The organism is Geobacillus thermopakistaniensis, from assembly GCF_000498995.1.
GTDB classification, from domain to species: Bacteria; Bacillota; Bacilli; order Bacillales; family Anoxybacillaceae; genus Geobacillus; species Geobacillus thermoleovorans.
In genome coordinates this window covers 20,162-42,237 of sequence record NZ_AYSF01000037.1, presented here as the reverse complement: position 1 = coordinate 42,237, position 22,076 = coordinate 20,162, and the positions used below count along the sequence as shown (strand labels likewise).

Annotated in this window: 17 protein-coding genes and 1 CRISPR repeat array; all 17 genes read left to right on the top strand. The window is 51.7% G+C overall.

What is annotated here, in order from left to right; translation table 11 throughout:
* The first annotated feature begins 69 nt into the window (after positions 1-69).
* Complete coding sequence (locus T260_RS131925) at positions 70-1,017, top strand: aldo/keto reductase family protein (protein WP_013523972.1); 948 nt, start codon at positions 70-72, stop codon at positions 1,015-1,017.
* A gap of 388 nt (positions 1,018-1,405) precedes the next feature.
* Positions 1,406-3,115, top strand: coding sequence for a sigma-54-dependent Fis family transcriptional regulator (locus T260_RS131930; protein WP_023633757.1), 1,710 nt, complete (start codon positions 1,406-1,408; stop codon positions 3,113-3,115).
* A gap of 194 nt (positions 3,116-3,309) precedes the next feature.
* Positions 3,310-4,497: an iron-containing alcohol dehydrogenase gene (locus T260_RS131935; protein ID WP_023633756.1), complete on the top strand. Its 1,188-nt coding sequence runs from the start codon at positions 3,310-3,312 to the stop codon at positions 4,495-4,497.
* A 201-nt stretch (positions 4,498-4,698) separates the two neighbouring features.
* Positions 4,699-6,132, top strand: a complete 1,434-nt coding sequence (locus T260_RS131940) for a CoA-acylating methylmalonate-semialdehyde dehydrogenase (RefSeq protein ID WP_023633755.1) — start codon at positions 4,699-4,701, stop codon at positions 6,130-6,132.
* Between the two features lie 509 nt (positions 6,133-6,641).
* Positions 6,642-6,917 (top strand): UPF0175 family protein, encoded by a 276-nt coding sequence (locus tag T260_RS131945; protein WP_223813678.1) that lies wholly within the window; start codon positions 6,642-6,644, stop codon positions 6,915-6,917.
* Positions 6,910-7,413: a PIN domain-containing protein gene (locus tag T260_RS131950; RefSeq protein ID WP_021322439.1), complete on the top strand. Its 504-nt coding sequence runs from the start codon at positions 6,910-6,912 to the stop codon at positions 7,411-7,413. Before T260_RS131945 ends, T260_RS131950 begins: the two co-directional genes overlap by 8 nt.
* A 142-nt stretch (positions 7,414-7,555) precedes the next feature.
* Positions 7,556-9,004, top strand: coding sequence for a PTS mannitol transporter subunit IIBC (locus T260_RS131955; protein WP_014196028.1), 1,449 nt, complete (start codon positions 7,556-7,558; stop codon positions 9,002-9,004).
* A 311-nt stretch (positions 9,005-9,315) separates the two neighbouring features.
* Positions 9,316-11,406, top strand: coding sequence for a BglG family transcription antiterminator (locus T260_RS131965; RefSeq protein ID WP_023633754.1), 2,091 nt, complete (start codon positions 9,316-9,318; stop codon positions 11,404-11,406).
* Between the two features lie 5 nt (positions 11,407-11,411).
* A complete protein-coding gene (locus tag T260_RS131970) occupies positions 11,412-11,855 on the top strand; it encodes a PTS mannitol transporter subunit IIA (protein ID WP_014196025.1) in 444 nt (147 codons plus the stop codon).
* Positions 11,855-13,015: a mannitol-1-phosphate 5-dehydrogenase gene (locus T260_RS131975; protein ID WP_023633753.1), complete on the top strand. Its 1,161-nt coding sequence runs from the start codon at positions 11,855-11,857 to the stop codon at positions 13,013-13,015. Before T260_RS131970 ends, T260_RS131975 begins: the two co-directional genes overlap by 1 nt.
* Before the next feature lie 180 nt (positions 13,016-13,195).
* A CRISPR array of direct repeats spans positions 13,196-13,691; the repeat unit is 30 nt; unit sequence GTTTTTATCGTACCTATGAGGGATTGAAAC.
* A gap of 100 nt (positions 13,692-13,791) precedes the next feature.
* Positions 13,792-14,709, top strand: a complete 918-nt coding sequence (locus tag T260_RS131980; protein ID WP_023633752.1) for an Rpn family recombination-promoting nuclease/putative transposase — start codon at positions 13,792-13,794, stop codon at positions 14,707-14,709.
* A gap of 366 nt (positions 14,710-15,075) precedes the next feature.
* On the top strand, positions 15,076-16,116 hold the full coding sequence (locus tag T260_RS131985; RefSeq protein ID WP_023633751.1) for a Bug family tripartite tricarboxylate transporter substrate binding protein: 1,041 nt from the start codon (positions 15,076-15,078) through the stop codon (positions 16,114-16,116).
* A 54-nt stretch (positions 16,117-16,170) separates the two neighbouring features.
* A complete protein-coding gene (locus T260_RS131990; protein WP_020279064.1) occupies positions 16,171-16,635 on the top strand; it encodes a tripartite tricarboxylate transporter TctB family protein in 465 nt (154 codons plus the stop codon).
* Between the two features lie 13 nt (positions 16,636-16,648).
* On the top strand, positions 16,649-18,175 hold the full coding sequence (locus T260_RS131995; protein ID WP_023633750.1) for a tripartite tricarboxylate transporter permease: 1,527 nt from the start codon (positions 16,649-16,651) through the stop codon (positions 18,173-18,175).
* A gap of 72 nt (positions 18,176-18,247) precedes the next feature.
* The gene (locus T260_RS132000) at positions 18,248-19,846 is read left to right on the top strand and encodes an ATP-binding protein (RefSeq protein WP_021321533.1); all 1,599 of its coding nucleotides are present in this window, start codon (positions 18,248-18,250) and stop codon (positions 19,844-19,846) included.
* 72 nt (positions 19,847-19,918) lie between these two features.
* Positions 19,919-20,605 carry a response regulator gene (locus T260_RS132005; protein WP_014196017.1) on the top strand — a complete coding sequence of 229 codons (687 nt, stop codon included), beginning with the start codon at positions 19,919-19,921 and terminating at the stop codon, positions 20,603-20,605.
* A 61-nt stretch (positions 20,606-20,666) separates the two neighbouring features.
* On the top strand, positions 20,667-21,602 hold the full coding sequence (locus T260_RS132010; RefSeq protein ID WP_014196016.1) for an AEC family transporter: 936 nt from the start codon (positions 20,667-20,669) through the stop codon (positions 21,600-21,602).
* Positions 21,603-22,076: the final 474 nt, after the last annotated feature.

Genomic DNA, 22,076 nt, shown 5'->3' with positions numbered 1-22,076 from the left:
GATCGAGGATTATAATGAGGACATGAAGAATTTGGCATTGATTGCCGTCAAAAGGAGAGGGGAGCGAAGGTGAAGTATCGAAAACTCGGCCGCACGGGGCTGAAAGTCAGTGAGATTAGTTTAGGCAGCTGGCTTACATATGGAAATTCGGTGGAAAAAGAAACCGCGATCCGCGTCATTGACAAGGCGTACGAACTTGGCATCAACTCGTTTGACACAGCGAACGTCTACGCGCGCGGGGAAGCGGAAAAAATCGTCGGCGAGGCGCTGCGCAAATATCCGCGCGAATCGTATGTCATCGCGACGAAAGTGTTTTGGCCGATGGGCGACGGCCCGAACGACCGCGGCCTGTCGCGCAAGCATGTGTTTGAGCAGCTCCATGCGAGCTTAAAGCGGCTGCAACTGGATTATGTCGATATCTACTACTGCCACCGCTATGACAAAGAAACGCCGGTCGATGAGACGTTGCGTACGATCGATGATCTCGTCCGCCAAGGAAAAGTGCTGTATGTCGGCGTGAGCGAATGGACGGCCCAGCAAATTCAAGAGGCGCTCGGCGTGGCCGACCGCTACTTGCTCGACCGGATCGTCGTCAATCAGCCGCAATACAACATGTTTCACCGTTATATTGAAAAGGAAGTCATCCCGGTGTGCGAACAAAACGGCATCAGTCAAATCGTCTTTTCGCCGCTCGCCCAAGGGGTGCTGACCGGCAAATACAAACGAGGTCAAGCGTTGCCGGCTGACAGCCGCGCCGCTGATCCAAGAGCGAATACGTTTATCCAAGGATTGCTCAATGACGAAGTGTTAACGAAAGTGGAACAACTCGAAAAAATCGCGGCTGAGCTTGGCATTACGTTGTCCCAGCTTGCCCTCGCTTGGGTGCTGCGCCAGCCGAACGTCGCCAGCGCCTTAATCGGCGCCAGCCGCCCGGAACAAGTCGAAGAGAACGTCAAAGCGGTCGATGTCGTGCTCAGCGAAGATGTGCTCGAGAAAATTGAGGGGATTTTGGCGTAAAAGAGGTGAGGGTGTCCCAAAAGGATCGGGACACCCTTTCTTATTTACTTTTACCGCATATAAGGTATAAAACAAATCATTAAGAAACAATATGTTGTGTTTTGTTTAAGGAAAATTACCCTTTTGGGTCAGCCCCATTTTTTGTCATTGGTACGTGTTTCCCTAGAAGGCTGGTGAAAATCAGCCATTTTTCCTAAATCAACGGTTCTCGAGTGAAGAGAAAGATAGCCTTTTATGGAGCTTTCTAATTTGAGAAATCCCATTGTTGAGCCGTATTTCCTGTTCAATCACCATCCTTCTACAGCATTTCCAAGGAAGGAACAGAAGGATTTTTTCACGCCAACGGCGAACGGTACGGAAAGAGGGAAGAACGAAAGGGGAATGGGGAATGGCGAGTGATTGCAGTGCTTTGCCAACCGTCGTTTGTCGCCAAACGTTGCAAGAAGTCATGCAACGGATGGCGGCTCGTGGGCTTGAGTCGGTGAACGTGATCGATGAGCATGGCCGGACGGTGGGGCGGTGCACGTGGCGGATGATGCTGCGGGCGGCGGCGGATAGGCTCGATCGTTCCATGCCGATAGGGGAAGTATTGATGGCATTTTCCGACAAGTGGGAAACGAAACAGGAAGGCGTCTGCGCTGCAATGCCAATGTCCGAAAGCGATTCCAAAGCAACGAATGAGCTCGAGCGACTGCGGCGTGAGTTGGAGGAAACGCACCGTCTGGCTGAGACGATGAAAACGGTGCTGGATGCGGCGTACGAAGGGGTGGTTGTCGTCGATGAGGGCGGCGTGGTTCGTGAAATCAACCGGGCGTATTGCCAGTTTCTCGGCATTCGCCGGGAAGAAGCGATCGGAAAACATGTGACGGAAGTGATCGAAAACACCCGTCTGCACATTTGTGTTCAATCGGGCATTCCAGAAAGAGGATATATTCAAAAAATTTACGGCCAGCCGATGGTTGTGCACCGCATCCCGATTTGGCGGGACGGCAAGGTGATCGGGGCGATCGGGATGCTTATTTTCCAAGGGGTATCGGAAGTATATGAAATTTTCCGGCGCCTGCAGGAGCTGTCGCGTGAGGCAAGCCGGAAGGAGAAGAAAGAAGCGAAACCACAGGAGACGGCCGCCTCCGCCCCGAAAGGAATCGAGCGGATCATTGGCCGCCACCCGTCGATCGCCGCTGTGAAGCAGATGATTCGTCGGGCGGCGCGCGTGCCGTCGACGGTGCTCATTACCGGTGAAAGCGGAACGGGGAAAGAGGTGGTGGCGCGGGCGATCCATGAAGCTGGGCCGCATGCGGACGGACCGTTTGTCAGCGTGAATTGCGCCGCCATCCCTGAGTCGTTGTTGGAAGCGGAACTGTTCGGCTATGAAGATGGGGCGTTCACCGGTGCGAAAAAAGGGGGCAAGCCCGGCAAGTTTCAACTCGCCCATGGAGGGACGCTGTTTTTGGATGAAATCGGCGATATGCCGCTTGCCATGCAGGCGAAAATTTTGCGCGTCTTGGAAGAAAAGAAAGTGGAAAAAGTCGGCGGACTATACGAAACCAAGGTGGACGTGCGCATTATTGCCGCGACGAACAAGCCGCTCGAGGAGATGGTGCGGAATGGAACCTTTCGCGAAGATTTGTTTTATCGGTTGAATATCATTCGCATTCATCTTCCGCCATTGCGCGAGCGGAAAACGGATATTCCCGCGCTGTTGGCTTACCATATGGATCGGATGTGCCGGCAGTTTGGCGTCGCGTTGAAGTCGTTTACCAAAGAGGCCATGGAAGTGCTTGTCCACTATTCATGGCCGGGGAACGTCCGCGAGCTGGTCAACGTCGTCGAATGGCTGATCAGCATGGTCGAAGGGGAAAAAGTAGAACGCGAACACTTGCCGTCTTACTTGTCGACCGTTCAACCGGCAGCCTCGTCTTTGCCAAACGGTGGTGTGAAGATGGCTGATCGGTGGAAAGAAATGGTCTATCAATCGGAACGTGAGCGCATCGCTGCGGCGCTGGTGGCGGCGGGCGGAAACAAGGCGGAAGCGGCAAGGAGGCTCGGCATTCACCGCTCGACGTTATATGAGAAGCTGAAAAAATACGGATTGTAGGCAACGGCGGTAAAGCCGTTGTTTTTTGTTGCTCTGTTGGATAAGTGTCTGGTATTGTAGGAGAAATGTCTGCTTACTGTCGGTGAACGCGTTTTTGTTTCGAAACAGCCCCCTTATCATGGCGTCTTTTGTATGTTGGCACGGAATTTGCTTCATAAGGAAATGAAACCGTTGTCAAAAAAGGAGGGGAAACGATGTACGAATTGTTGGTGCCCAGCCGGGTTGTGTATGGGCGCAATACGTTCGCCGAAGTCGGCCCACAGGCAAAAGCGCTCGGGACGAAAGCGCTGATCGTCAGCGACCCGGTGATGGAGAAAATCGGCCTTGTCGCCCGTTGCGAGCAATACTTGCAACAGGTGGGGATGACGTTTGCCAAGTACACAGGGGTTGACACGGAGCCGACGGATGTCCATGTGAAGGAAGCGCTTGACGTCTGCCGGAGCGAGCAGTGCGATGTCATTATCGCTCTTGGCGGCGGCAGCAGCATCGACGCCGCCAAAGCGGTGGCGGTGATGATCACGAACGAAGGAACGATCAGCGACTATGTCGGCAATCAGAAACGGTTTACCGAAAAACCGCTGCCGCTCATCGCTATTCCGACAACGGCCGGCACCGGTTCCGAAGTGACGAAAGTGACGGTCATTATTGATACGAAGACAGACGTCAAAATGATGATTTCCCAGCCGGCGCTGCTTCCGGCCGTGGCGATCGTCGACCCGTTGCTCACGGTTTCATGCCCGCCGTCCGTTACAGCGGCGACCGGGGTTGATGCGCTGTGCCATGCGATTGAGGCGTATATTTCCCGACGCGCCCATCCGGTGACCGATGTGTTAGCTCTATCCGCCATTGAGGCGATCATCGGCCATTTGCGCCGGGCGTACGAAAACGGTCAAGACATCGAAGCGCGGGAGAAAATGGCGATCGCGGCCATGAAGGCCGGCATGGCCTTTTCCAACGCCTCGGTGACGCTCGTGCACGGCATGTCGCGGCCGATCGGAGCGCTTTTCCACGTGCCGCACGGCGTATCGAACGCGATGTTGCTGCCGGGGGTGCTTGAGTTTACAAAAGACAGCGCCATCGAACGATTGGCGGTGATCGCCCGAATCATCAAGCCGCCGCTCAAAGACGTTTCCGATACGGAAGCGGCTGAGGCGCTCGTTGAGGAAGTGAAACAGCTTTGCCGCGATTTGCACATCCCGAATATGAAAACGTGGGGCATTGACAAAACAGCGTTTGACAAGGTGGTGGACAAAATGGCGGCTGACGCGCTTGCGAGCGGCAGCCCCGCCAACAACCCGAAAGTGCCGACGCATGAGGAAATTGTGGCATTGTACCATTATTGTTACGACTATCAGTACGACACCAAAACCGTAAGTTCGTAAATGAGTCCGGCGGCTGGGATGGCGATTGCAGGACGCATGACAGCGACCAGCAGCAAACAGACAGCAAAGAATGCCACTTTTTGGAAGCGTTCAGCCCGCCGGCCGTTTCCGCGAAAGGAAGCGCTCGCCGATCATCCATAGCTCTTGTGTACGTTCATGAACCAATCTTTTGAAAGATCGACTAGAAAGGTGGTTTCATTCATGAGCTCTGTAACCGAAACAAAAACATTGAAAAACTTTATTGGCGGCCAATGGGTCGCTTCGACATCCGGAAAAGAAGAAATCGTGCCGAACCCGGCAACGGGGGAAGTATTGGCGAAAGTGCCGCTCTCCTCGCGCGAGGAGCTGGATGCGGCGGTGGCGGCCGCGAAAGAAGCGTTCCGCGAATGGCGCAAAGTCCCGGTTCCGCGTCGCGCCCGCATTTTGTTCCGCTACCAGCAGCTGTTGGTCGAACATTGGGACGAACTCGCTAGACTTGTGACGCTAGAAAATGGCAAAGTCTATGAGGACGCCTACGGTGAAGTGCAGCGCGGCATTGAATGCGTGGAGTTTGCGGCCGGGATTCCGACGCTCATGATGGGCCAACAGCTGCCGGATATCGCGACCGATATCGAATCGGGGATGTACCGCTACCCGCTCGGTGTCGTCGCCGGGATTACGCCGTTTAACTTCCCGATGATGGTGCCGTGCTGGATGTTCCCGCTCGCGATCGCCTGCGGCAACACGTTTGTGTTGAAGCCGTCTGAGCGGACGCCCATGCTGGCCAACCGCTTGGCTGAACTGTTCACCGAAGCCGGACTGCCGCCGGGGGTGCTCAATATCGTTCATGGGGCGCACGAGGTCGTGAACGGCATTTTAGAACATAAAGATATTAAAGCCGTTTCGTTCGTCGGCTCGCAGCCGGTCGCCGAGTATGTATACAAAACAGCCGCCGCCCACGGCAAGCGGGTGCAGGCGCTCGCCGGTGCGAAAAACCATTCGATTGTTTTCGGCTATCTTTTCGTTGAAGTGGTNGGTTCGGCGGGCGAGCGGTGCATGGCGTGCTCGGTCGTCGTTGCAGTCGGCGATATCGCCGATGAGTTGGTCGAACGGCTCAAAGAAGCCGCCGACCGCATCCAAATTGGCAATGGGCTCGACAAAGGCGTCTTTTTAGGCCCGGTCATCCGCGAGTCGCATAAAGAGCGGACGATCAAATACATCGAAATCGGCGAAAAAGAGGGGGCGCTCCTTGTCCGCGACGGACGCCGCGACTCGGCGACAAGCGGAAAAGGGTATTTTATCGGTCCAACGATTTTTGACCATGTCAAACCAGGCATGGCGATTTGGACGGATGAAATTTTCGCCCCGGTCTTGTCGGTCGTCCGCGCCCGCGATCTGGACGAAGCGATTGAGATCGCCAACCGATCGGAATTTGCCAACGGCGCCTGCATCTACACCGATAGCGCCAAAGCGATCCGCCAGTTCCGCGAAGAAATCGACGCCGGCATGCTTGGCGTCAACGTCGCCGTCCCGGCGCCCATGGCGTTTTTCCCGTTCTCGGGCTACAAAAACTCGTTTTACGGCGACCTTCATGCCAACGGCCGCGACGGCGTCGAGTTTTACACGAGAAAGAAAATGGTGACGGCGAGATATTAGTAAAATAGGCTGTAAGAGGGTGTCCCAAAAGGATCGGGACACCCTTTCTTATTACCGTATATAGACAATATGTTGTGTTTTGTTAAGGAAAATTACCCTTTTGGGTCAGTCCCCTTTTTATCACCTCGAACCGAGAAGGCCTCAACTTCCAAGCATGAGCGTAAGTGGGGGATGAACCGGCGTCTTCCACCAACGATCTTCCCCTTGCACCAAAAGAACAAAGGAAGGGCTTCGATTGCGATCTTTTTGAGGAAGCTCAACGGTGGGATGCACAGGGATGGCTTAGCTGACAGCTTACCGTATGTTAGGGTGTTCCCGAGAATCCCCTACTTCTCTACGTGAGCGCGGGTGGGGAGTGTTCAATTGAGTCGGTTTCATTTCTATCGTGTTGAGCGTGTAGTAAAAAATTTGGAAATGCTATTCGTTCCGTGACAGCATCCAAAAGGCGCGAAGTGTGATAGAATAAAATAAAAAAGGGTGTGAGTTCAATGGCCATGGACTACTTTCAGGTGAACTTGCCGAAAGAGTTTTTGCCCGCCATTAATGAATTGGAAGGCAACACAGTTGAGGCAAAAATAAAGCTTTCATTGGCGATTGGTTTGTTTGTTGGAAAACAGGTGACGCTGGCGAAAGCGGCTGAATTGGCAGGAAAATCCTTAGGGGAATTTATCGATGTATTGCGTTCGAAGGCGATTCCTTGGATGGAATATACGGAGGAACACATCAAAGATGATTGGGACACGGTGCAAAAATTGAGCAAAGAAAATAGGGATCACAATGAGTAGGGTTACGGTTAATTCTACACCGATTATAGGTCTGTCGATCGTTGGTCAATTGACTCTTTTGTCTGAACTATTTGATGAAGTATATGTTCCGGAAGCTGTCTATCAAGAAATTGTTCATAACCATGCCCCACGCCATTATGGAAAAGAGGAGCTCAAACGATTGGTCAGCGAGGGGGTGTTTAGGCTATACCATGTAAAAAATCGCAGCCTTGTTGAAAGTTTATATGGAAAATTCCATGCCGGGGAGTTAGAAGTTATTATTGGAGCGAAAGAACTTGGTGCTCAAGTCGTTGTGATTGATGAGCATGCTGCCAGATCATTGTCGAAACAATTCCTTTTACGGCCTATCGGTACAATCGGAGTTTTGATTCTGGGAAAGAAAAACAGGAAAATAGCGGAAGTCAAGCCGCTGTTAGACACTTTGCTTGAAAATGGATTTTATCTCTCCCAACGTCTCTATCGAGAGGCGTTGTCGTTGGCAGAAGAAACGCCGTAACCCCGCCCGCCGCGCTCGGCTTTTCCTTTTTAAAACCTGTCAACAACCCCCTTGACAAAATCGCGTTTACTTATCATTGAAGGGCCGGTTGTAAGCGTTTTAAGATAAAGGTACAGTCAAGCCAAAAAGGAGGAACAGCTTTATGACGCATACAACCGGAAACGAAACAGGCTTCCGTGTGAAGATTCAGCGGTTTGGCGGTTATTTGAGCGGCATGATTATGCCGAATATCGGGGCGTTTATCGCCTGGGGGCTGATTACCGCCCTGTTTATCCCGACCGGCTGGCTGCCGAACGAGACGTTTGCGAAGCTCGTCGGTCCGATGATTACGTATTTGCTGCCGCTGTTGATTGGCTATACGGGCGGCAAAATGGTGTACGACGTCCGCGGCGGTGTCGTCGGGGCGACGGCGACGATGGGCGTGGTCGTCGGTTCGGAAATCCCGATGTTTTTAGGCGCGATGATCATGGGGCCGCTTGGCGGTTATGTGATCAAAAAGGTAGACGGGCTCTTCCAAGGAAAAGTGAAACAAGGGTTTGAGATGCTCGTCAACAACTTTTCGGCCGGGATCGTCGGCGGCGTGTTGACGCTGCTCGCCTTTAAAGGAGTCGGCCCGGTCATTTCTGTGATCAGTAAAACGTTAGCGGCAGGAGTGGAAAAAATCATTGATTGGCACTTGTTGCCGCTGGCGAACTTGTTCATCGAGCCGGGGAAAGTGCTGTTCTTGAACAATGCGATCAACCATGGAATTTTAAGCCCGCTTGGCGTCGAACAAGCGGCGAAAACCGGGAAATCGATTTTGTTCTTGCTGGAAACGAACCCTGGTCCAGGGTTGGGGATTTTGCTGGCGTATTGGCTGTTTGGCAAGGGGATGGCGAAACAATCGGCGCCGGGGGCAGTCATTATCCACTTCCTTGGCGGGATTCATGAAATTTACTTCCCGTACATTCTCATGCGACCGATTTTGATTTTGGCAGCCATGGCGGGCGGCGTGAGCGGCGTGTTCACGTTTACGGTGCTCCATGCCGGGCTGGTGGCGGTGCCGTCGCCGGGAAGCATTTTCGCCTTGCTGGCGATGACGCCGAAAGGGAATTATTTCGGCGTGCTAGCCGGCGTGTTCGTCGCTGCAGCGGTGTCGTTCCTCGTCGCTTCGATTTTCTTAAAAGCGGCGAAACAATCTGAAGAGGAAGAAGAGTTGACGAAAGCAACGGAAAAAATGGAACAGCTGAAAGGAAAAAAGAGCCAAGTGGCTGCCGCATTGCAACAGAAAGAAGCCGCTTCGGCAACTGTGGCCCAAGCGGTTCCTGGCCGCGTGAAGAAAATTGTGTTCGCGTGTGATGCGGGAATGGGCTCGAGCGCGATGGGAGCATCGATTTTGCGCAACAAAGTACAAAAGGCCGGGCTCGATATCGAAGTGACGAATACAGCGATCAACCAGCTTCCGGCCGACGCCGACATCGTCGTCACCCATCAAAACTTGACCGACCGGGCGAAGGCGAAGTTGCCCAATGCGTACCATGTATCGGTCGAAAACTTCTTAAACAGCCCGAAATACGATGAATTGATCGAGCAATTGAAAAAGAACGCGTAAATCGGCATGAGACGCAGGGGAAATGGCGTTCCCCCTGCGTTTTGCTTTGTGATTTCCCGTTTACCTCGACGGCTAGGGGCACTTTCCTCCGCTCCCATCCGCATGGATGTGCCCGACCGCGGTGAACTTCGTCAAACGACGAAAGAGAAAAATACATGCAAAATTAAAATCTGTCAACAATAACAATGACGAAAACGAAACATCTATTCATTGTCAAATCAAGAAAAAAGCCCTTACAATAAGGATGGAAGAGGCAAAGATTTATTTCAAAAATGTCAATAATGCTGTTCCGTGATGGGAGGTGAACGGCGATGTACGTATCGGCACGGGAGCGGAAGTTGCTTGAACGGTTGTTGGCGGACGATAGGGACATAACAGTCGGCGAATTGGCGGAGGAACTGAATGTCAGCGCCCGCACGGTTCATCGTGATTTGCAAGGTTTGGAATCGGTCTTCCGCCGCTATGGGCTTAAGCTCGCGAAAAGAGCAGGAGTCGGCATCCGCCTCGTCGGGGAAGAGGAAAAGAAGCAGGCGCTGGCCGCAGAGCTGTTTCGCCTTTCTCATCATGAATACACCCCCGAAGAGCGGCAGCTCATGATTTTAATTGCGCTGTTGGAAGCCAACGAGCCAGTGAAACTCGTCACATTGGCCCATGACTTGAACGTCACGGTCGCCACTGTCAGCTTGGATTTGGACAAATTGGAACAAACGGTAGAAGCGTACGGGCTTTCGCTCATCCGCAAGCGTGGATACGGGGTGGAGCTTGCCGGTTCGGAATCGGCGAAACGGCGCTTGATGAGCGACTTGTTGTTCCGCCATGTTGATGAACACGAATTTTTGGCATTGATGAAAGAGACGATCCAAAAACGGACGGACGCTCCGCTTGACACCGTGGCGGAGAAGCTGCTCGGGCTTGTGGACAGAAAAAAGCTCGCTGTCATTGAGCAGCAAATCGCGCAGGTGAAAGAAACGTTTCCGTTTACGATGGCCGACAGCTCGTACATCGCCTTCGTCGTCCATTTGGCGCTCGCCATCGAGCGCATCAAGCGGGGAGAAGCGATCCACTTCGATCCGCGGGATCTGCAGGCGTTGCAAGCGACGAAAGAATATGAGATCGCGCATGAGCTCGCTGAATCGTTAGAAAAAGTCTTTGACGTTGACATCCCTAACGAAGAAGTCGGCTATATGACGATGCACTTGATGGGAGCGAAATGGCGCAGCCGCCAAGGAATGGTGATGGAGGAGCCGAGTTTGGCCGTCGGCATGAAGGCGCAACAACTCATCCGCTTTGTCAGTGATAAGCTCGGCGTTGATTTATCCGCCGACCGTACGTTATACGAAGACCTTGTCGTCCATTTAAAGCCGGCTCTGTATCGCCTCGAACACGGAATGGGGGTCGCCAATCCGCTGCTTGATCCAATCAAACAAGACTATGCGGAGCTGTTCGCCATTGTCGCAGATGGGGCGCGGCAGCTGTTTGGCGGCATTCCGATCCCGGATGAGGAGATTGGCTATTTGGTGCTCCATTTTGCGGCCGCGCTCATGCGGGAGAAAAAAGGCTGGCAGGTGTTAGTCATTTGTTCGAGCGGGCTTGGGACGGCGAAAATTTTAGCGACGAGGCTGAAAAAAGAGATTCCGGACATTGTTTCGCTGGAACAAGCTTCCGCGTTTGAATGGAAAGGAAAAGATGTCAGCGCGTACGATCTCGTCATCTCGACCGTGCCGCTTCCTGAGGAGTATGGGCCGCATATCGTCGTCAGCCCGATGCTGACCGAGGAGGAAGCGCGGAAGATTCGCGAGTGTTTAGAGCGAAAATCGGCCGCTGAAAAGCGGATGAGGAAAGAGTCAACCGCACGGCGAAACAGGCCAGCCATCGACACGATGAAGGCGGTTCGGCGCATCAGCGAGACGATCGTCCACATTTTGGACGGTTTTTCCCTCGAGGTGGTCAAGAGGCGCTCTGTTCATGAAATATTGACGGACGCGTGCCGCCGCCTCGAACGAAGTGGCGTCATTGTCGATGCCGATGTCGTCATCGAGGAGCTGCGGCGCCGCGAGTCGCTTGGCGGGCTTGGCGTCCCTGGCACGACGCTGGCGCTTTACCACGCTCGAAGCTTCGCTGTCCTTCGTCCGTCTCTGACGATGTACCGACTTGATTCGCCGCAAACGGTGGCGGGGATGGACGGGGAGCCGATGGAGATCAACACGGTCGTGTTGCTTCTCGGTCCTGCTGATGCGGATGAAGAGGTGCTTTCAGTATTAAGCCATGTGAGCACGTTGCTCGTAAAGAACGAGCAAAGCGCGGCCACGTTGGCTTATGGCGGCGAAGACGAAGTGTATTCGCTTATTAGCGGCCATTTGGAACAATTTTTCGATGATTATTGGATATCGATGAAGGAGTGACACGGATGTTGACCCATTCGATTTTAAACAAAGAAAACATTGTGCTCAATGCGCAACCAAAAACGAAAGAAGAGGCGATCCGCCTCGCCGGCGAGGTGTTGGTCAAGCAAGGATATGTCGCCCCGGCATATGTTGATGCGATGCTTGAACGGGAAGAACTGACATCAACGTATATCGGCAACAACGTCGCCATTCCGCACGGAACGGAAGCGGCAAAAGCGCTCGTGAAACAGTCCGGCATTTCGATCGTGCAAGTTCCGGACGGCGTCGATTTTGGAGGCGGCAACATGGCCACGATCGTCATCGGCATTGCCGGCAAAGACGGGGAACATTTGGATATTCTTTCGAAACTCGCACTCGTCTGCGCCGAAGCAGACAATGTGGCCGCCATGGCGAACGCCAAAACGGCCGAGGAAATTCTTGCGCTGCTCCATGAGGTGAACGGCTGATGAGGGCCGTCCACTTTGGCGCCGGCAACATCGGCCGCGGCTTTATCGGCAGCCTGCTGGCGGCGTCGGGATATGACGTCGTGTTCGTTGATGTCAATGAACAAATCGTCCGTTTGCTGAAAGAGCGGGGGGAGTATCGCGTCATTGTTGCCGGCGAGCGGCGCGAAGAACAATGGGTGCGCGGCGTTTCGGCCCTGAACAGCCAAACGGAGCGGGAAGCGGTCATCGAGGCGATCGCAGACGCTGATTTGGTGACGACCGCGGTCGGCCCGCACATTTTGCCGGCTATTGCGCCAGTCATCGCCGCTGGGCTTGAGCGGCGCTTCACGGTTCATCAGAAGCCGCTTCATGTCATTGCCTGTGAAAACATGATCGGCGGCACGGAAACGCTGAAAACGCACGTCTTTGCCCATCTTTCCACGGCTGGGCAGCAGCTGGCAGATGAAAAAGTTGGTTTTCTCAACTGCGCGGTCGACCGCATCGTGCCGAATCAGACGAATGACGATCCACTCGCTGTCACGGTGGAACCGTTTTTCGAATGGACGATTGAAACGCGAAACGTCATCGGCACTGTTCCGCCGATTCAAGGGGCTCATTTTGTCGCTGACTTAGAGCCGTATATCGAGCGCAAATTGTTTACGGTCAATACCGGCCATGCGTTGGCCGCTTACTTAGGGTATCTGCGAAACTACAAAACCGTCCAGGAAGCGATGAACGATGAAGGTATTCGATTGAATGTCGAGCAAGCGCTCAGTGAGTCGGGAGCCGTCTTAGTGAAAAAGCACGGATGGCATGAGGAAGAGCACCGTTCCTATATCAAAACGACGATCGGGCGTTTCACCAACCCGTCCCTTTCCGACGATATCGTCCGCGTCGCCCGTTCGCCGATCCGCAAGCTCGGGCCGAACGACCGGCTCATCGCTCCGGCGACGCAATACTGCACACTATTTGGCAGCGTTCCTGCTGGTCTCGCCAAAGGAATTGCCGCGCTGTTGCGCTTTGATGATGCGAGCGATGCAGAAGCCGCCGCTCTGCAACAAACGATCGCACACCACGGAATCGAAGGAGCGCTTCGGCAATACGCGGGGCTTGAGAGTGCGCACCCGCTTGTGGCCGCGGTGAGAGAAGAGTACGGGAGAATGGAGAAAAACAAAAGCTGACCGCCTTTCAAATGTCGTCGACCTCCAATCGTGCAAAAACCCCGGGGGATCGACGACAATATTTTTTTGCGTCAAAATCCTACAACCAACACGGCTCAACAGTATTGACAGAATTTTTGAAACGTGATATTCTGAAAACAGCCAAAAGGGGAAAAGCTTGATTTTATGCGAATGGTTTGGGTTTTTATCGTACCTATGAGGGATTGAAACCCTGCAAGTCCGATTCCATCGGAAGATGAATGAATGTTTTTATCGTACCTATGAGGGATTGAAACATGCATCCAGTTCCTCATAACCCTCACATGCAATCAGTTTTTATCGTACCTATGAGGGATTGAAACGCTCTCGCTCAAACAACGGGTCTTTGCGCCAGTTGGTTTTTATCGTACCTATGAGGGATTGAAACTCTCAAAGCTCACTGTTTTTGGAGATTTGCCACGAAGTTTTTATCGTACCTATGAGGGATTGAAACATTTCTGGTTGGTATTTCTCTGTCGCCTTGCGTTCAAAGTTTTTATCGTACCTATGAGGAATTGAAACTCCAAGTCACCGACAGACCGTACAAGCCGATCCAATTTGGTTTTTATCGTACCTATGAGGGATTGAAACATCTGTTCAACAGTTAAATCACGTGGTACAGGAATACGTTTTTATCGTACCTGTGGGGGACTGAAGCGCTATACAGTACGGTACAACTTTTTCTGTCCCCGATGCAGGATTTTCACCCCCTGCTTGCGAATGGATAGAATTGAACACGTTCAAAGAGGGGTGATGGAATGGCTATTGACCACGACCGGTTGTTTAAAGAACTGATCCAAACGTTCTTCGAAGAGTTTCTTCTCCTCTTTTTTCCCGACATGCATGAACACATTGATTTCAGCCATTTGTCCTTTCTGTCCGAAGAACTGTTTACCGATGTCACGGCAGGTGAAAAATACCGCGTCGATCTATTAGTCGAGACGAAGCTGAAAGGGGAGGATGGGCTGATCATCGTTCATGTGGAGAATCAAAGCTACGTGCAACCATCGTTTCCAGAGCGCATGTTTATCTATTTCAGCCGTTTGTTTGAAAAATACCGCACCCGCATCGTTCCGATCGCTGTCTTCAGCCATGACACCCTCCGCGAAGAACCGTCCGTGTTCTCAATCGAGTTTCCCTTTGGCGACGTGCTGCAGTTTCGCTTTTTCCCGGTGGAGTTGCGCAAGAAACATTGGAGAGACTATATCCGGCATGACAATCCGATTGCGGCTGCCCTCCTTGGCAAAATGGGGTATACTGAAAGTGAGAAAATTGAGTTGAAAAAAGAGTTTTTGCGCATGTTGGTGCGATTGGAGCTGGATGAAGCGAGGCAACGGCTCTTGTTGGGCTTTTTTGAAACGTATGTGAAGCTGTCGGAGGAGGAAGAGCAACAACTGCAAAGAGAGGTGAAGGAGATGGAAACGACAGAAAAAGAGAAAATGTTGGAGCTGATCATTTCCTATGAGCAAAGGGGAAGAAAACAGGGGTTGGAAGAAGGAATTAAACGCGGGATTGAACAAGGGATCAAACAGGGAATGAAACAAGGAATGAAGCAAGGAATGAAACAACTGATCCGCAACATGGCGCGCAAAGGAATGAAGGTGGAAGATATTGCTCGGTTGGTGGATCTTCCAGAGCAAGATGTTCGGGAATTGCTTGAAGAGCAGGGAAATTAAACACAAGAGGCGGCTATCTAACGAGGACGGTTGGCGGCGACAAAAGAGGCAGATGAAATCATTGATTCGTAAGTGATAGATTGTAAAAAAACGGATGATTGTCCTGTCACATAAAAGATGAGGAACGAAAGTCAGAAAGTATGTACTGTACCAAAGTTTTATGTACCGTCTGCTTTGAAGGCTGGCGGTCTTTTTTTGCTTTGAGACTCCAGCGTTCCGCTAGGTGCTTGATATCAGGTCTGATTATACCTCCATGAACAAAATGCACAAAATTCATTTTATTTTCAAAAACTTCACACCGATCTGGCGGCGTGATAACGTTATGGATGAAAACGTTATCAAAGAAAACAAGGGGGGCAAGGGAGAATGAAGAAAAAAAGATGGTGGGGGTTGCTAGCGGCTGGGATGATGACACTGGCATTGGCGGCCTGTGGAGGCAATGAATCGGCGGGGTCGAAACCGTCCGGTTCCAACTCCGGTTCGTCTGCTTCCAACTATCCGACGAAGCCGATTACGATTGTCGCTCCGTCCGGAGCGGGCGGCGGCTGGGATTTAACGGCCCGCGCGATTACGAAGGTGTTGGATGAGACGGGGCTCATCAAACAGACCATGACGGTTGAAAACAAACCAGGCGGCGGCGGGGCGGTCTTTATGGCCGAATACGCCACCCAAGATGTGAAAAACGATTACAAACTATTTGTCAACTCCCCGCCAATTATTATCAACAACTTGAAAAAAGAAGGGAACAGCCCGTTTGGCTACAAAGACACGACACCGCTCGCCCAGTTGACGAAGGACTTTGGCGCGATTGTTGTGAAGGCGGATTCGAAATTTCAAACGTTAACCGACTTGCTTAATACCATTAAACAAGATCCGAAATCGGTCACGGTAGCCGGGGGATCGGCGCCAGGTTCGATGGATCATTTAGTCGCGATTTTGCCGATCTATAAGTCGGGCATCGATCCGAAATCAGTCAAGTATGTTTCGTACGATGGCGGCGGGGAAGCGATGGCTGCGCTGCTTGGCGGCAATGCCGATGTGATTGCAACGGATGCCTCTTCTGTTGGCGAATATCTCAAAGCCGGCAAAGTGCGGGTGTTGGCGGTTTCCGCTCCAGAACGCCTCGGCGGAGTGCTGAAAGACGTGCCGACGTTGAAAGAGCTTGGCATTGATGCGGAATTTACGATTTGGCGCGGGGTTTTTGGGCCGAAGCAAATGTCCCGAGAGGCAAAAGCGTTTTGGGAAGAAACATTGAAAAAGTTGTCTGAACACGAGAAGTGGAAAGAAGAACTGCAAAAACAAGGCTGGGCGGCGGAATATCGCAATTCGGACGAATTTACGAAGTTTTTGCAAGAGCAGGAGCAGCAAATCGGCGACCTTCTGAAGTCGCTTGGCATGCATAAATGAAGCAAGGGGGAAGAACATTCTTCCCCTTTTTTGTAAAGAACAGGAGGAAGAACCATGAACAAAACGGCTGATCGTATCGCGGCGGTGGCATTCTTGGCGGTTGGTTCCTTGTTTATGGCGGAAAGCTTGCGCCTATCGAAAAGCGCCTACGGCAGTGCGGTAGGACCGAACGTATTTCCGTTTTTGCTTGGACTTGTTCTGGCATTATTAAGCATCAAGCTGTTGTTTGAAACGAGAGGCTATAAGGATTATAAGGATTCAGTGGGAGAGAAGCCGCCGCGGCAGTACAAAAAGTTTCTCATCATTTTCATTGCTGCTGTTTTCTATGCGACGTTGCTTGAAACGGTTGGGTATGTAATCACGACGTTTCTGTTTCTTGTTATCGGCTTTCAAACGATGGAAAGAGGGGCGCTATGGAAGTCGATCGCCATTGCGGCTGGCTTTTCGCTTGGCGTATATGGCCTTTATGTGAAGCTGCTGCAAGGAACATTGCCAAGCTGGCCGATTTGGTTCCAATGAAGGGAGGGGCATCATGAGCACACTATCGTTTTTGCTTGACGGATTTCAGACAGCGCTTCAGCCGCATAACTTGCTGTTTGCCTTTATCGGGGTGTTGATCGGCACAGCGGTCGGTGTGCTTCCTGGGATTGGCCCGATGAGCGGGGTGGCGTTGCTTATTCCGGTGACGGCGTCGATGACGTCCGGCCTTAGTCCGGAACAGGCGGCAGCCAGTTCGATTATTTTGCTCGCCGGCGTGTATTACGGGGCGATGTATGGCGGTTCGACGACATCGATTTTGTTAAATACGCCTGGGGAATCGTCATCGGTTGTCACAACGCTGGACGGCTATCAAATGGCCCGGCAAGGAAGGGCGGGGGCGGCGCTTGCCATTTCCGCGATCGGTTCCTTTGTCGCCGGAATTGTTTCGCTAATCGGCCTCGTCTTATTGGCCCAACCGTTGTCGAATGTGGCGCTGAAGTTCGGCCCGGCTGAATATTTTTCGCTCATGCTGCTCGGGTTGGCGGCGGTGAGCGGACTGGCTGGCAAATCGATGACGAAAGCATGGATCATGACAGTGTTCGGCTTGTTGCTTTCCACGATTGGGCTCGACAATGTTTCCGGCGTGGCTCGCTTTACGTACGACATTTCCTATTTATATGGAGGTCTCGAGTTTTTAACCGTAGCGGTCGGGCTATTTGCGTTAGGAGAGGTATTCAAGTCCATTCTCCATCATGAGACGAACGACGGGGACATCGCCAAAATCGGGCGCGTGTTGCCGACGAAAGCGGATTTGAAAGAAAGCGCGGGGCCGATCGCCCGTGGGTCGCTGCTCGGTTTTTTCATCGGGGTGCTGCCGGGAGCCGGAGCCACGTTGGCATCGTTTTTCTCCTATATTCTTGAAAAGAAAGTGAGCAAACATCCGGAAAAGTTCGGGCAAGGGACGATCGCCGGTGTGGCGGCGCCGGAGTCGGCGAACAACGGGGCTTCTGGGGGCGCAATGATTCCGCTTTTGACGCTGGGCATTCCTGGTTCAGGGACGACAGCGATCCTCATGGGTGCACTCATTATGTACAACGTCCAGCCAGGTCCACTGTTGTTCGATGAGCATCCAGCTGTCGCCTGGGGATTGATCGCCAGCATGTTTATCGGCAACGTCATGTTGCTCATTCTCAACATGCCGCTCGTCAAAGTGTTCGCGAAAATTATCCAGACGCCGACGAAATATTTGTTGCCGCTTATTATTGCCATTTCCGTGTTCGGTGTGTATGCGGTGCAAGTGACGACGTTTGATGTGTTTCTGTTGCTGGCGTTTGGTCTGCTTGGCTACTGGCTTGCAGAGCACGACTATCCATTGGCACCGCTTGTGTTGGGGCTTGTTCTCGGGCCGATGATCGAAAACAATATGCGCCGGGCGTTGACGGCATCAAACGGGGACTATCTCGTTTTCTTTGAAAAGCCGATTTCGCTCGTCTTGTTGGTCATTGCCTTTTTATGGATTGCCGTGCCGTTTGTCATGAAACTAAGAGGAAAATCGGTCGTCATCAACGAAGATATGTAATAATAGAAAGAAAGACGTTCCGCCTAACAGGCGGACTGTCTTTCTTTATTTGCTGTTTGGGGAGCGAGCCCTATGAAGCTTCAGACACGGTTAATGGTCATTATTTGTTCATTGTTGCTGCTGGTGATCGTGGTTTTAACGTTTTTGTTTCAGCATATGTTTGCGACGACGCTCAAACAACAAATTGGCATGCGAGCGCTGAATGTGGCCGAGACGGTCGCGTCGACTCCGCTCGTGCGCGAGGCGTTCCGCGACCCGAATCCGTCAGTGCGCTTGCAGCCGTTTGCCGAACATATTCGCCGAAAGACAGGGGCGGAGTACGTAGTGATTGGCAACCGTAAGGGAATCCGCTACGCTCACCCACTGCCAGATCGGATTGGAAAGCATATGGTAGGGGGCGACAACGGCGAAGTGCTGAAAGGCAAAGCGATTATTTCCGAGGCGGTCGGTTCGCTTGGTCCGGCGATCCGGGGAAAAGCGCCGATTTTTGATGAAAACGGACATGTGATCGGCATTGTTTCGGTTGGTTTTTTGCTAGAGGATATTCAGCGTACAGTATGGTCGTATCGTATGAAGATGTTTCTCTTCTCCGTTTTTGCCCTCTTTCTCGGAGCGGTGGGTGCAATGGCGATCGCCAGCACGGTGAAAAAATCGATTCATGGTCTTGAACCGGAAGAAATCGGTTTGCTCTACCAAGAAAAGCAGGCGATTTTAGAAGCGATTCGCGAAGGAATTGTGGCCATCAATCAAGAGGGAACGATTACAATGGTCAATCAAACCGCGTTGAAGTTGCTTGGGTATGAGAAGGAGCACAGTGTATTGGGAATGCCCATTTTGCGGCTCATTCCCCATTCTCGCTTGCCCGAAGTGATCCGAACAGGGCGGGCGGAATACGATGATGAGATGGTTTTAGGGAGAGAGACCGTCATTGCGAACCGAATTCCGATCAAAGACAAGCAAGGGCGCGTCATTGGAGCGGTGTCGACGTTTCGCAACAAATCGGAGCTGTATCGCCTCACAAAAGAGCTGTCCCAGCTCCGGGTGTACGCGGATGCGCTGCGGGCGCAAACACATGAATTTTCCAATAAGCTGTATTTGATCTCTGGGTTGATTCAACTTGAGTCGTATGAAGAAGCGCTTGAGCTTATTACGAAAGAAACGAACTTACAACAAAATATCATTCGTTTTGTCATGAAAGAAATCCCGGATCCGATCATCGGCGGGCTGCTGATTGGCAAGTTCAACCGCGCCCATGAGCTGAAAATCACCTTTGAAATTGATCGGGAAAGCAGTTTTCGCGATGTGCCGCCATGGATCGATCGCGACCATTTGGTGACGATTATCGGGAATTTGTTGGATAACGCCATGGAAGCGGTCCTCCACAACGGAAAAGAAGAGAAACGAGTGACCATTTTTTTGACCGACCTCGGCGATGACTTGATTATTGAGGTCGAGGATAACGGATTAGGCGTTGATCCGGATGTGGCGGAACGGATATACGACCGCGGCTTTTCGACCAAAGCCAACGGCCTCCGTGGGTATGGGCTTGATCTTGTCAAGAAGGCGCTGGCGATGCTTGGTGGGCAAATCACCTACCAGTCGAAACAAGGAGAGGGAACGGTGTTTACCGTCATTATTCCGAAGCGGTCGGGCCGTGCCAACCCATGCTGAAAGAAAGCATTTCCCATAAAAGGCCTCTACACCTTTATGCATCAATATTTCGGAGGGAGGGAAGCAGGGGGGATGATTCGTGTACTTATTATTGAAGACGACCGCCGCATCGCTGAAATTAATCGGCGCTTTGTCGAGAAAGTGAATGGGTATGAAGTGGTCGGCATTGCCACGAACGCCGAAGAGGCAAGGGAATTGACAGAGGTGCTGCAACCCGACGTGTTGTTGCTTGATGTCTATTTTCCGGATATGAACGGCCTCTCTTTTTTAAAATGGGTTCGGGAACGCTTTTCCAATATCGATATTATTATGATCACAGCAGCACGAGAAGTGGATGCCTTGAAACAAGCGCTGCATGGCGGGGTGTTTGATTATATTATCAAGCCGATTATGTTTGATCGATTTGCCGAAACCTTGCATCGATATAAAGAATATTATGATAAAATGCAGCAGTGGATGAAAGAAAAAGAGTGGATCGATCAAGAGGATGTCGACAAACTGATCGGGCGGGAGGCCCCGGTTAGGGATCAGCCTATGCTTCCAAAAGGCATTCAGCCGCTAACCCTTGAAAAAGTGCTGATGGTTGTGAAACGGTGTCAAGATGGAGTGACGGCCGAAGAAGTCGGACGGCAAATTGGCACAAGCCGGACGACCGCCCGTCGATATTTAGAATACCTTGTCTCCACGGGACAAGTGCTAGCCGATATTGTCTATGGATCGGTCGGTCGTCCGGAGCGGATCTATAAGAAAAGAGGATGAGCGAGATCCGTTTCAGAGAATAGCGGCTTCCGTATGCATAAAGAAAGCGGGGGAAAACATCTTGTACATTTTTGTGAGTATCTTGCTTCAAGTCATGATTCCGATGTTGCTGATCGTCGGCTTGGGAGCAGGGCTTCACCGTTTCTTTCGTCTTGACCTCAATACATTATCCAAATTGAACATGTATGTCCTGCTGCCGGCAGTCGCATTCATCAACGTGTACGACAGTGAGTTGAATGGAAAGGTGTTAGCGGCTATCTTAGGGTTTCTTCTGTTGCAAAACGGCGGGCTGATGGTTTTGAGTAGGATCATGGCGAAACTATTCAAACTGGAGCGAAGTATGGCAGCGGTGTTTCAAAATACGGTTGTGCTGAACAATTCTGGCAACTTCGGCATTCCTGTCAGCCAGCTGGTGTTTCACCAACATCCGCTCGGGGCGACGATTCAAATCATCGTGACCATTTTTCAAAACTTCTTGACCAATACATATGGAGTGTATCAGTTCGTGTCAGGAAACGGGAAAAGTGGGAAATGGGCTGCTGAGATATGGAAAAATCCCGTTCTTCACGCGCTGTTGTTCGGTGTGGTCTGCCGATGGCTTCACGTCCCAATCCCATCATTTTTATGGACGCCGCTTCGGCGGGTTGCCGACGCGTTTTTAGCCATCGCCCTCTTTACGTTGGGAGCGCAAATCGCCTACGCCCGTTTTAACGCCTTGCCGCCGCTTGTGTATGCAAGTGTGTTTGGGCGTCTCGTTTTGTCGCCGCTGTTGGCTGCGTCTTTGATCTTTCTATTAGGAATTGATGGAGTGACGGCTCAGGCGTTGCTCATTGCTAGTTCCTATCCGTGCTCGCGCAATACGGCGCTGTATGCACTCGAGTATGACTGCCACCCAGATTACGCCGCCCAGGCGGTGTTGGTGTCGACTTTGTTGAGCGCCATTACCGTTACAGGCGTTGTGTATGCGGCCCGGCTGTTGTTTCCGATCGCTGGATGAAAACGAGGGCAAGCTGTCGTCGACTCCCAATCATGCAAAAATCATGGGGGATCGACGACAATGTGCTTTCGTGTCAAAACCCTACAGCTTACATTGCAGGTTCAGTTAGAAACAGCTACCATACTTTAATGGCAGGTGCAAGTACATCTTTTGGTGATGAACCAATATCGGCTCTTCACCACAAGTTGTACTTGAGATTTTAAGATAGGTATGCATAGGAAAAATAGAGGGTGCAAAAAATGCGAATGTTCCTGTATGGTAAAGGTGACCAAACCAACCCATTGGAGGAACATTCGCATGTATTCTCCGTTTATCAAAGAACTCATCGATTGACCAGACGTTTTGATTCAAAAGGTGCGAAAACGAAGAAGAACGTTGGATTTTCGAACTTTCTCTGACGCTTTAGGATTTCAATCCAAAACTATTGTAAACCGCTTTCATTTGGTTTATAATAAAGCTAAACCGGTTTATGAA

Coding starts and splice junctions, on each gene's coding strand:
- T260_RS132000 (WP_021321533.1), top strand. CDS start 18,248: ATGAAGCTTCAGACACGGTTAATGGTCATTATTTGTTCATTGTTGCTG.
- T260_RS132005 (WP_014196017.1), top strand. CDS start 19,919: ATGATTCGTGTACTTATTATTGAAGACGACCGCCGCATCGCTGAAATT.
- T260_RS131985 (WP_023633751.1), top strand. CDS start 15,076: ATGAAGAAAAAAAGATGGTGGGGGTTGCTAGCGGCTGGGATGATGACA.
- T260_RS131975 (WP_023633753.1), top strand. CDS start 11,855: ATGAGGGCCGTCCACTTTGGCGCCGGCAACATCGGCCGCGGCTTTATC.
- T260_RS131970 (WP_014196025.1), top strand. CDS start 11,412: ATGTTGACCCATTCGATTTTAAACAAAGAAAACATTGTGCTCAATGCG.
- T260_RS131950 (WP_021322439.1), top strand. CDS start 6,910: ATGAGTAGGGTTACGGTTAATTCTACACCGATTATAGGTCTGTCGATC.
- T260_RS131980 (WP_023633752.1), top strand. CDS start 13,792: ATGGCTATTGACCACGACCGGTTGTTTAAAGAACTGATCCAAACGTTC.
- T260_RS131965 (WP_023633754.1), top strand. CDS start 9,316: ATGTACGTATCGGCACGGGAGCGGAAGTTGCTTGAACGGTTGTTGGCG.
- T260_RS131995 (WP_023633750.1), top strand. CDS start 16,649: ATGAGCACACTATCGTTTTTGCTTGACGGATTTCAGACAGCGCTTCAG.
- T260_RS131955 (WP_014196028.1), top strand. CDS start 7,556: ATGACGCATACAACCGGAAACGAAACAGGCTTCCGTGTGAAGATTCAG.
- T260_RS131935 (WP_023633756.1), top strand. CDS start 3,310: ATGTACGAATTGTTGGTGCCCAGCCGGGTTGTGTATGGGCGCAATACG.
- T260_RS131930 (WP_023633757.1), top strand. CDS start 1,406: ATGGCGAGTGATTGCAGTGCTTTGCCAACCGTCGTTTGTCGCCAAACG.
- T260_RS131990 (WP_020279064.1), top strand. CDS start 16,171: ATGAACAAAACGGCTGATCGTATCGCGGCGGTGGCATTCTTGGCGGTT.